Origin of the sequence: Niveispirillum sp. SYP-B3756 (genome assembly GCF_009495745.1) — a bacterium.
GTDB lineage: Bacteria > Pseudomonadota > Alphaproteobacteria > Azospirillales > Azospirillaceae > Niveispirillum.
Window position 1 is genome coordinate 312,967 of the sequence record NZ_WIDQ01000005.1, and the last position, 10,011, is coordinate 322,977.

The window sequence follows — 10,011 nt, forward strand, 5'->3', positions numbered from 1 at the left end:
TACCCAAGGGTCCATCATGGCCAAGCTGATCGTTCTCGGCAGCACCAATATCGACATCCTGGCCACCATGCAGGCGGCACCCCGCGCCGGTGAAACGGTGAATGGGGAGACGGTGCAATTGATGCCGGGCGGCAAGGGGCTGAACCAGGCCGTCGCGGCAGTGCAGCAGGGTATTGCGGTCAGCTTTGTCGGCCGGGTGGGGCGCGATGCCTTCGGCGATCAGGTGGTGGCCTTCTTTGCCGAAAAGGGGATCGAGGCATCCGCCCTGAAGCGGAGTGAGACGCTGGGCACCGGCAATGCCCTGATTCTGGTGGATGCGACGGCGGAAAACCGCATCGTCGTCATCCCTGCCGCCAATAAAGAGATCGTGCCCGCCGATGCCGAGGGGGTAGCGATTACCGCTGGCGATATCGTGGTCAGCCAGTTTGAGGTGCCGCGCAGCACCATCGCCAGCATCTTCGCCCAGGCGCGGGCCACCGGTGCCCGCACGGTGCTGAACGCTGCCCCGGCGCTGGATGATGCACCCGCTGAACTCTGGGCCGATACCGACATTCTGGTGGTGAACGAGACGGAGCTGGGCCATTTCGCCGGCATCGAACTGTCCGGTGACGCCCCGGTCGACGCGGTGGCCGATGCCGCCCGCCGCCTGTTCCGCCGCAATGATCAGGTGGTGATCGCCACACTCGGCGTGCGCGGCGCGCTGGCCGTCACATCAGCGGGCCATGAACTGGTGCCGGGCCGTAAGGTGAAGGCGGTTGACACCACCGGGGCCGGGGATTGCTTCGTGGGCAGCCTTTCCGCCCGGCTGGCCGCAGGCGATGCGCTGGCCGATGCCATGCGCTATGCCAACGTCGCCGCCTCCATCGCTTGTACCCGCATCGGCACCAGCACCGCCATGCCGCAGGCCGAAGAGGTGTTTGCCGCGCTGCGGGCGGGATGAGATCGGCACATCACATTTTTATTTGGGCAAGCGGGGCCTGCTTCGGTAGTCTTGGGCACAAATCTCCCGAAGGAGTGGGCCATGAGCGATACCTATGTCACGCTCAAAATTCGTGAGGCATTGAAGGCGGCGCAGGGCAACCGCGCCCAGGCGCAGCGCGTGCTGATCACCTGGGCGCTGGATGATGAACAATTGCTGCGCGGTCTGGCCAAGCCCTTCCTGAAGGCCATTGTTGGCAGCGCGGTGGACCGGGTGGCGCGCGGCGGTGGCATCACCACCGCCTCCCCTGCCCCCGGCCAAGGCATCCAGCGCGCGGCTAAACCGCAGCCGGGGCCGAAGAAGCTGTCGCCCCAGATGCTGGATGCCATCATCTCCCGCATGGGGACGGGCAGCGGCGATATGCCGGAACCGGAACCGCGCGATCAGGCGGATAACCTGAAAGCCCTGGCCGCCGCGTTCACCCAACGCAAGCGGCCCTGAGCCCTTGTAAACCCGAAGTCTGAAAGAAATCCGACCCGGCTAAATCCCGATAATCCCAACCCACCCGAAGGTTGAGCTTCAGGCGGGTTGGAGGCCGACGACTGCCGGCTCGGCACCACGTGGTGCCGAGCCGAGGGCGCGGATGCACCCGCTCGGCGTCCGAGGGAACACGAAATCCCCCTGAATTCGGTCGCGATCAAGGGGGATTGGCGTTACAAAACACGATAAATTTCCAGACAGACGCTCGGACGCACAGCGATCCCCCTTCGATACCGCCCAACAGGGGAATTTCATAACAAGTCTGCTCCACCTTTCAGAAAACCAATCAAATAATAAATATTCATATATGTATTAATGAATTAATTTACCCTCTAAGGTACTTTTCCCGTTTCACGACACCACTCAACGTGATACAATTTTTAATGTATATACCGCTTATACCCCACCACCATGGACATCGTCCCAAAGGGTGTCGTTAAGGCCAGCATCTCCCCTCAGAACCCAGGATGGGCGTCAATGGATGTTATCCGAAACATTCTTGAAACAATTTGTCGGCTTTCCGATGATTTCCTGCAGAACAGGGAGCGTCGGACCGATGGTTGGGTCGTCCTGTCCAACTTCAGTGACCATGATGGGAAGTTAAGTGAATCTATTCGTAACAAAATCGTCATGTCAGTCTACAATATAACTCATGAGACAACGATCAGCACTTATACTGCGGCACAACCCGGTCGGCGGGGCGACTATGCCATTGTACAGCCTCCGCTTTACGTCGATCTTCACCTGATTTTCATGGCGAATTTCATTGACCGCGCCTATCCGGAAGGACTTGCGGCAATTTCCCGGATTATCAGTTTTTTCCAGCAGACCCCTTGGTTCACCCAGGAAAACGCCCCTCAACTGGATCGCACAGTGGATAAAATCACGCTGGAATTCGCCGATCTCAGTCCGGTGGATGTGAATTATGTCATGAGTATGCTGGGAACACGCTATTTGCCCAGTGTCTTTTACAAATTGCGATTGATCCCCTTCACGTCCAACACCATGTCGGCCAGGGCCTATCCGGCCCGTGGATCGGCGCCGGGCGCGTCCACAGAAAATGGGGAGCAAGATGCGTAGGCATGTTCCCTCTTGGCCATTTACCCTGACGAGCGGCGGCGGCCGACCGGCGCATCCGACGGGTTCCGCCAACATGGCTTCAAGCAGCCCGGGCGGCACCCCTGCCTATAATGGCCGCTTCCGTCCACTCTTCACTGTGCTGATCAGTCACAGCTATTACGATGGCGATGACGACCGGTGCCGGGACTTCCGGATCCAACCCACACCCACATCCCTGGATCTGATGCAATCCCTGGGACTGGTGTTCAGGGATTGGGGGACCGGCTTTTCCGTCTTCGTGGACGAGGCCAGGCTGGACGGGCTGGTGAATTATCTGCGGCGACAAAGCAGCAGTGGCGGCCTGTGGTCGTGGCTATCCTTCATCATGGTTCCAACCAACACCGCCTTTGTGGGCATCACCGCCATGCCCCTGGGCATTGCCCCAATCCGCCTCAATTTTTATATGAGCAATCAGGAAGCCAGGCAGACCACCGACCGGGATGCGATACTGTCGGAGGGACCGCTTTCCGCCGATATTTTCTACCCTCCCACCGGCACCTTCTTGACCGTGCCGATCCAGCCAGACACCCGGCAGATCTGGGCCATCAACATCGCCGGAGATACGGCCATTCAGCAGGACATCCCGAAACTGGATCAGGATCTGACCCAGTATCAATTGGATTTCAGTACCGTCCCCATGGGGTTGTACTGGATTTACCTTTTTAACGGGAATGATCTGACACCGCTGTGGCCGTTGCTTTATACAGATACCGGTAAGGTGCCCCTGGGTTTCATTGATCTGATACTCACCCGGCCAACACCGACAACACCGGGCGTCTATCCTGTTCCACCGGTGGATGAAGGACCGGTTAGTTCGGCCGATATCGGTCACCTGACCTATCTGCTGCGGTTCGAAGCACGGTCCACCCGGTGGCGTTATTATGTGGCGTCCCAGGCGCCAGGGACGCTGCATGACGTGATTATCCATGGTCAGGGCACGGAATTCAGCCAACAAAGCCGGGTCATCCTGCCCACCGGGCAGCCGGCGCTCCTGTTCGAGGCGGCCGATGAATTGCCCCTGCGCCAGCAATCTGCCCAACGGTTCCGCTTGCGCGGTGTGCGGCGGGGGCCCGATGGGCGGGAAAACGCCGTGCGGGTGGAGTGCCTGCCGGTCGCACCGGGTACACCCGTGCGGCCGGGGGTGAGCGAACAGTCCGGCACGTCTGAGATGTACATCTATGTCTGATCACCCGTCAGGAAACCAGCAGGTACCGGCGGGTGTGGCCACCACCATTCCATCAAGGGGAGAGCGAGTGTCATGTCCAGTTTGAGGAACCGCAGCACACCCGGCGTCTATACTACCGAACTGCCGGCCTTCCCGCCTTCCATTGTCGGCGTGGCGACGGCGGTGCCGATCTTTATCGGCTACACTGATTTCGCCAAGAACCCGTCCACCGGCAAACAAGCCTATTCAGAGGCGATCGAGTTGGGCTCCATGGCCGATTATTACAGCTGGTTTGGCTATGGCTATGATGCGAAATACGCAGTAGAAGAAGTCACAGCAGCGGACAATTACGATTTTCAGGCCACCAAAAAAGATGGCAAGGTAGGCTATTTCATAATCACAAATACTGAAGTGACCAACGACAAAACAGTTCAGTTCAACCTATTCAATGCTGTAAAGTTGTTCTACGATAATGGTGGTGGCACCTGCTATGTCGTGTCTGTCTGCAACTATGGCGGCGTGAAATCCACCGATCCCTATTCCGGGGCCGGTGTCGCCATCACCAAGGACAAGCTGATTGAAGGCTTGAGTGTGGCAGAGGACAAGGTCGGCCCCACCATGACCGTGGTGCCCGACGCCTGTCTGCTGGCCGATGACGATTATGGCGCGGTGGTGCGCAAAATGCTGGACCAGGCCGCCAGCTTGCAGGACCGGGTTGCCATTCTGGATTTGCCGGGGGCCATGGATTCCACCAAATGGACCAAGACCGGCCTGGCCGAACAGCGGGCTACATTCTACGCCGAGATTGCCGCCGCATCGGCATCGTTCAGCTATGGCGCCGCCTATGCCCCGGCCATGCAGACCACTTTGATGAATATCAGCGATGTGGACTATACCAACCTGCAGCCGAACCAGGACGCCAGCGACCTGTTGAAGAGCCTGCTGGAGACCCAGGCTAAATCCTCCTATAAGGATGCCAGCCTGACGGAAGTCGAAAATAAGATCAACGATGCATTTCCCACCAGCCTCGAAAGTCCGACGGTCACTGGCGCAAGCAACATCCAGGCCCTCGACAATTACCTGGTCAATGCCCTGCCGTTGATGAGCCAGGTGCAGGACATCCTGGTGGGCAAGCTGAATGCCGCCCCGCCCAGCGGCGCCATGGCCGGCATCTGGACCCGCAACGACAATACCAATGGCGTCTGGAACGCCCCGGCCAACATGACCGTCGCTTCGGTCACCGCCCCGGAAGTGCTGCTGACTGACGCCGATCAGGGCGACTACAACAAGCCTCTGAATGGCAATGCCATCGATATCCTGCGCGCCTTCACCAACCGGGGCACTGTGGTGTGGGGGGCCCGTACCCTGGATGGCAACAGCGCCGATTACCGCTATATCCAGGTGCGCCGGACCCTGATCTATGTCGAACAGTCGATCAAGACGGCGCTTCAGCCCTTTGTCTTCGCCGCCAATGACGGCAAGACCTGGGTCACGGTCACATCGATGATCTCCAATTTCCTGACCGGACTATGGACCCAGGGCGGCCTGATGGGCGACACCGCCAGCGATGCCTTTTCGGTCCAGTGCGGACTGGGGTCAACCATGACCGCCCAGGATATCCTGGATGGCTACATGGTGGTGGCGGTCACCTTGCAGATGATCCACCCGGCCGAATTCATCGAACTGACCTTCACCCAACAGATGCAGGGCGCCTGATCGCCACTGTCCGCATAGATAGGAGAGAACCATGACCGGTGAAGTCCAAAACGATATTTGGCCACTTCCTAAATTTTACTTCTCTGTCCAGATCGGCAGTGACACGGTCAGCTTCCAGGAAGTGACCGGGCTGGATTCAGAAGCCCGGGTGATCGAGTACCGGCACGGCGACAGCCCCAGCTTCTATCCCATCAAGATGCCGGGTCTGGGCAAGGTCAGCAACGTGACCATGCGCAAGGGCATCTTCGTCAATGACAGCACCCTGTGGAACTGGTTCAACCAGATCAAGATGAACACCATCTCCCGCCAAACGGTGGTGATCAATCTGCTGGATGAAACCGGCACACCGAAGATGGTGTGGACCCTGAACAATGCCTGGCCCACCAAGGTGACCGGCACCGACCTGAAGTCGGAAGGCAATGAGGTTGCGGTGGAAAGTGTGGAAGTGGCCTATGAAACCCTGGTCATCTCCGCGCCATGATCCGGTACCCCAGGGATACCCATGACGGCGGAACGGCCGGATGAACGACACCTACTACCCTGTGCCAGGGTTCCGGTTCACCGTCGTCGTGGCGGGAACCGGAACTCCTTTACAGTTGGCAAGCCGTGCCGACACCAGCTTCGAGGAGGTCTCCGGTCTTGATGCCCAGATTGAGACCGAGCCGCTGAAGGAAGGCGGGGAAAACCGCTTTGTCTATCAGCTGCCATCCCAGACCAAATCCCCGAATCTGGTACTGAAACGCGGCTATGTCACCGCCCCGTCCTTTCTGTCGGAATGGGCGGCACAGACGGTGGGGTCCAGCCTGTCGCTCCCCATCCTGACCCAAAGCCTGGTGGTGATGCTGTTGGGGGAAAATGGCTGGCCCCTGGTGGCGTGGAACGTGGCCAACGCCTGGCCAGTGCGCTGGGTGACAGGTCCGTTGAATGCCCAGGAGAACAAGGTCTTGACCGAAATACTGGAATTTTCCTGTACCTACATCACCCGCGTTCCGCTGAATGAACAGTTGGTCATGGTACCGGCGGTGGCCGGCCTGATCCGGACGCAGTGACCATTCTAACCAAGGTGCGTTGAGAATGCCGCTGGAAGTATCGGAAATCGCGGTCCGCATGGCGGTGGGCGACGGCAAAAAAGCCACCGGTCGGGACGATTCCGGAACCGAACCGGGCGATCCATGCGGGGGTTGCGCACCGCTGCCGCCTGACCAGATGGAGGAGATCATCGCCCGCTGCGTGCGCCAGGTGTTGCTGGCCATGCGCCGGCAGGAGGCACGCTGATATGTTCGGCAGCAGCCTGCAGAAGATGACCATCACCGCCTATTCCAACGCGGACTTCACATCTCCGGTCGGCACACCGTTCACGGTGTGGATCAACCCGGCCAGCTACACCTACAATTACAAGATCAAGTACAATAACCGGCAGGCCCAGGGCAGCAACGGCCCGTCGCCCGATTTCAACCGGATCGGTGCCGACTGCGTGTCGTTCGACCTGATGTTCGACACCACCGGAATCATTCCCAGCCCTGTCCCCGGCAAATCAAACGCACCAACGGACGGGGTGGCCGGACTGATTGAGGACTTCAAGGCGCTGGTGCTGGATATGAACGGGAAGATTCACAGCCCGAATTATGTGAAGCTTTCCTGGGCCCAGTTGCAGTTTCAGTGCCGGATGGAATCCCTGTCCATCGTCTATACCCTGTTCAAACCCGACGGCACGCCGATCCGCGCCAAGGCGTCGGTGACCTTCCTGGGCTTCACCAGCAATCAGGAACTGGCGAAGGAAGCGAACAAGAATTCCCCTGACCTGACCCATGCCGTGACGGTGGCGGCCGGTGACACCCTGCCCGCCCTGTGCCACCGCATCTATGGCAGCAGCCTTTATTACCTGAGGGTGGCGGAGGCCAACGGCCTGACCGATTTCCGCCAACTGGTGCCCGGCACCCAACTGCTGTTCCCCCCTCTGTCCGGAGCTGGCCAATGACCGCCCCCTCCCCCGTGCAGGTGGCCGGTGCCACGGCCAGCTTCACCATCAAGGCCAATGGTACCGCCATCGACGGTGCCTGGCAGGTGCTGTCCGTCGATATCTGGACCGGTGTCAACAAGCTGCCCAAGGCACGGGTCGTGCTGTATGACGGCAGTGCTGCCACCGAAAGCTTCCCCATCAGCGCCTCATCCGCCTTTGTGCCCGGGGCAAAGCTGGAAATATCCCTGGGCTATGACAGCAAGGAAACCGTCCTGTTCACCGGGTTGGTGTTTCGACTGGGGCTGGAGATCAGTGAGAACGATGCCTCCCGGCTGGTGGTGGAGGCGACGGACAAGGCTATGGCGATGACCCTGGCCCGCCACAACGCCATTTATGAGAATATCACCGACAGTGCGCTGATCGAAAAACTGATCGGCAATGCCGGGCTGGCAAAGAATGTCACCTCCACCAGCGCCCAGCAGCCCACCATTGTGCAATATTACAGCACCGACTGGGATCTGATGGTGATCCGCGCCCAGTTGAACAGCATGGTGGTGATGGTGGAAGCCGCCAAGGTGACGGTGGCCCCGCCCGATACCGCTGCGGCCCCGGTGCTGACCCTGACTTTCGGCGATTCCATCCTGGATTTCCAGGCGGAGCTGGACGCTTCCACCCAATACGCCGCCAGCGCCATGAAAAGCTATGCCTGGGATCCGGCGACCCAGAAGCTGGCCAGCTCCGGCACCGCCAGCGCCAATGTAACCGAGGCGGGCAACCTGTCATCCGCCACGCTGGCCAAGGTGTTCAATGTCAGCCTCTACCCGCAGCAGACCGGGGGCGAGCTGCCGACGGCGGACCTGACCGCCTGGTCCTCGGGGGCGCTGCTGAAAAGCAAGCTGTCAAAAATTCGCGGCATGGTGGCCTTCCAGGGCAGCCCGCTGGCAAAGATGGGGAATATGGTCACCCTGGCCGGGGTGGGAGACCGTTTCAACGGCAATGTGTACGTCGCCGCCGTCCATCACAACCTGACCGAAGGGTTCTGGAAGACGACCCTGGAATTCGGCCTGCCCTTCGCCTGGTTTTCCGCCACCGCCCCGGACATCCCCGCCCCCGGGGCGGCGGGCCAGTTGCCGCCGGTCGGCAATCTGCAGACCGGCATCGTGCAGAAGCTGGACCAGGATCCGGAAGGCGAATTCCGCGTCTATGTTACCCTGCCGCTGCTCCAGGCCACCGGAACCCTGGGGGTGTGGGCGCGGCTGGGCAGTTTCTACGCCTCCAACGGCATCGGTGCCGAATTCTATCCCGAAATCGGGGACGAGGTGGTGGTCGCCTTCATGAATGACGATCCCCGCTTTCCGGTTATCGTCGCCAGCCTGTACAGCAAGAAATATAAACCGCCGGTCCCCCCGGCTGCCGCCAACAATCAGAAGACCATCGTCACCAGATCCAAACTGCGGCTGGATTTCTTCGAGGACAAGAAGGCGGTGGAGATTTCCACACCCGGTGGCCACAATTTCCGCATGGATGAGGACGCCAAGACCATTACGCTGAAGGATCTGAAAGGCAACAAGCTGACCATGGCCCCGGAGGGCATCACCATCGAAAGTGCCGGCAAGATGACCCTGAATGCCAAGGGCGACATCGCCATCAACAGCCAGGCCAACATATCGGTGAGCGCTGCCAAGAATGTGGACATCTCCGGTCTCAGCATCAGCGAGAGCGCCCAGAAAGACTATGCCGCCGAGGGGGCCAATACCACCCTCAAGGGCAAGACCGCGGTCACCATTCAGGGCGCCATGGTGAAGATCAATTGAGCGCCCCCAACCACAGGAGCCGCCTATGACGTTCGCCGCCCGCATGACCGACATGCACACCTGCCCGCAACAGACCCCGGGCGTACCGCCCATTCCCCATGTGGGCGGACCGGTGCTGGCCGGGGAACCCACTGTGCTGATCGGCGGGCTGGCGGCGGCACGGGTGGGGGACGCGTGCCTCTGCGTCGGGCCGCCGGACAGCATCGCCAAGGGGTCCGCCACGGTGAAGATCGGCGGCAAACCCGCCGCCCGCATGGGCGATACCACCGCCCATGGTGGCAAGATCCTGACTGGCTGGCCCACCGTGATGATCGGGGGCTGAACCCATGGCCCAGATCGCCAATCCCCCCTTCCTCGGCGTCGGCTGGAGCTTTCCGCCCACCTTCAGCCGTGACACCGCTTCCATCGTCATGGTGGCGGATGCGACAGACATCAAGCAAAGCCTGTGGATCTTGTTCTCCACCTCCCTGGGGGAACGGCTGATGCTGGCCGGTTATGGCTCCGCCCTTTATTCCAAGGTGTTCGCCGCCCTGACGACGACCACAGCCAACGAGATCGCCGATATCATCCGCAAGGCGGTGCTGAACTGGGAGCCGCGCATCGACGTGGAGGATATCTCTCTGTCCGACCTGGATGCAGAACAGGGCTATGTGAACATCAACGTCAATTTCACCATCCGCCAGACCAATGTGCGCAGCAATCTGGTCTATCCCTTCTACTTGCAGGAGGCGACGCTTCCCCCGTCGCCGCCGTAAGCCCTGCCACCCGAGCCGCCCCT

Annotated in this window: 12 protein-coding genes; all 12 read left to right on the forward strand. The window is 60.2% G+C overall.

The genetic code is table 11. The features are described 5' to 3' along the window. The first annotated feature begins 16 nt into the window (after positions 1 to 16). The 12 genes from GE253_RS13645 to GE253_RS13700 all read left to right on the forward strand — a co-directional run bounded on the left by GE253_RS13645 (position 17) and on the right by GE253_RS13700 (position 9,988). A complete protein-coding gene (locus GE253_RS13645; protein WP_153204657.1) occupies positions 17 to 940 on the forward strand; it encodes a ribokinase in 924 nt (307 codons plus the stop codon). Positions 941 to 1,021: 81 nt separating this feature from the next. Then, positions 1,022 to 1,420 (forward strand): hypothetical protein, encoded by a 399-nt coding sequence (locus tag GE253_RS13650; RefSeq protein ID WP_153204658.1) that lies wholly within the window; start codon positions 1,022 to 1,024, stop codon positions 1,418 to 1,420. Positions 1,421 to 1,936: 516 nt separating this feature from the next. Next, a complete protein-coding gene (locus GE253_RS13655; protein WP_173012631.1) occupies positions 1,937 to 2,539 on the forward strand; it encodes a DUF4255 domain-containing protein in 603 nt (200 codons plus the stop codon). Further along, positions 2,490 to 3,764, forward strand: a complete 1,275-nt coding sequence (locus GE253_RS13660; protein WP_153204660.1) for a hypothetical protein — start codon at positions 2,490 to 2,492, stop codon at positions 3,762 to 3,764. The genes GE253_RS13655 and GE253_RS13660 overlap by 50 nt, the downstream gene beginning before the upstream one ends. Before the next feature lie 72 nt (positions 3,765 to 3,836). Continuing rightward, positions 3,837 to 5,459 (forward strand): phage tail sheath C-terminal domain-containing protein, encoded by a 1,623-nt coding sequence (locus tag GE253_RS13665; protein ID WP_153204661.1) that lies wholly within the window; start codon positions 3,837 to 3,839, stop codon positions 5,457 to 5,459. A 31-nt stretch (positions 5,460 to 5,490) separates the two neighbouring features. Continuing rightward, a complete protein-coding gene (locus tag GE253_RS13670; RefSeq protein WP_153204662.1) occupies positions 5,491 to 5,940 on the forward strand; it encodes a phage tail protein in 450 nt (149 codons plus the stop codon). Positions 5,941 to 5,980: 40 nt separating this feature from the next. After that, positions 5,981 to 6,508 carry a phage tail protein gene (locus GE253_RS13675; protein ID WP_153204663.1) on the forward strand — a complete coding sequence of 176 codons (528 nt, stop codon included), beginning with the start codon at positions 5,981 to 5,983 and terminating at the stop codon, positions 6,506 to 6,508. A 25-nt stretch (positions 6,509 to 6,533) separates the two neighbouring features. After that, on the forward strand, positions 6,534 to 6,734 hold the full coding sequence (locus GE253_RS13680) for a DUF5908 family protein (RefSeq protein ID WP_153204664.1): 201 nt from the start codon (positions 6,534 to 6,536) through the stop codon (positions 6,732 to 6,734). A gap of 1 nt (position 6,735) precedes the next feature. Further along, positions 6,736 to 7,437 carry a LysM peptidoglycan-binding domain-containing protein gene (locus tag GE253_RS13685; protein ID WP_153204665.1) on the forward strand — a complete coding sequence of 234 codons (702 nt, stop codon included), beginning with the start codon at positions 6,736 to 6,738 and terminating at the stop codon, positions 7,435 to 7,437. Continuing rightward, the gene (gene vgrG, locus GE253_RS13690) at positions 7,434 to 9,233 is read left to right on the forward strand and encodes a type VI secretion system tip protein VgrG (RefSeq protein ID WP_153204666.1); all 1,800 of its coding nucleotides are present in this window, start codon (positions 7,434 to 7,436) and stop codon (positions 9,231 to 9,233) included. Before GE253_RS13685 ends, vgrG begins: the two co-directional genes overlap by 4 nt. A 25-nt stretch (positions 9,234 to 9,258) precedes the next feature. Then, the gene (locus tag GE253_RS13695) at positions 9,259 to 9,555 is read left to right on the forward strand and encodes a PAAR domain-containing protein (protein WP_153204667.1); all 297 of its coding nucleotides are present in this window, start codon (positions 9,259 to 9,261) and stop codon (positions 9,553 to 9,555) included. 4 nt (positions 9,556 to 9,559) lie between these two features. After that, positions 9,560 to 9,988 carry a GPW/gp25 family protein gene (locus tag GE253_RS13700; RefSeq protein WP_153204668.1) on the forward strand — a complete coding sequence of 143 codons (429 nt, stop codon included), beginning with the start codon at positions 9,560 to 9,562 and terminating at the stop codon, positions 9,986 to 9,988. Positions 9,989 to 10,011: the final 23 nt, after the last annotated feature.

Excerpts from the sequence above, each read along its gene's own strand:
- GE253_RS13645 (WP_153204657.1), top strand. The coding sequence starts at position 17 with ATGGCCAAGCTGATCGTTCTCGGCAGCACCAATATCGACATCCTGGCC.
- GE253_RS13650 (WP_153204658.1), top strand. The coding sequence starts at position 1,022 with ATGAGCGATACCTATGTCACGCTCAAAATTCGTGAGGCATTGAAGGCG.
- GE253_RS13655 (WP_173012631.1), top strand. The coding sequence starts at position 1,937 with ATGGATGTTATCCGAAACATTCTTGAAACAATTTGTCGGCTTTCCGAT.
- GE253_RS13665 (WP_153204661.1), top strand. The coding sequence starts at position 3,837 with ATGTCCAGTTTGAGGAACCGCAGCACACCCGGCGTCTATACTACCGAA.
- GE253_RS13670 (WP_153204662.1), top strand. The coding sequence starts at position 5,491 with ATGACCGGTGAAGTCCAAAACGATATTTGGCCACTTCCTAAATTTTAC.
- GE253_RS13675 (WP_153204663.1), top strand. The coding sequence starts at position 5,981 with ATGAACGACACCTACTACCCTGTGCCAGGGTTCCGGTTCACCGTCGTC.
- GE253_RS13680 (WP_153204664.1), top strand. The coding sequence starts at position 6,534 with ATGCCGCTGGAAGTATCGGAAATCGCGGTCCGCATGGCGGTGGGCGAC.
- GE253_RS13685 (WP_153204665.1), top strand. The coding sequence starts at position 6,736 with ATGTTCGGCAGCAGCCTGCAGAAGATGACCATCACCGCCTATTCCAAC.
- vgrG (WP_153204666.1), top strand. The coding sequence starts at position 7,434 with ATGACCGCCCCCTCCCCCGTGCAGGTGGCCGGTGCCACGGCCAGCTTC.
- GE253_RS13695 (WP_153204667.1), top strand. The coding sequence starts at position 9,259 with ATGACGTTCGCCGCCCGCATGACCGACATGCACACCTGCCCGCAACAG.
- GE253_RS13700 (WP_153204668.1), top strand. The coding sequence starts at position 9,560 with ATGGCCCAGATCGCCAATCCCCCCTTCCTCGGCGTCGGCTGGAGCTTT.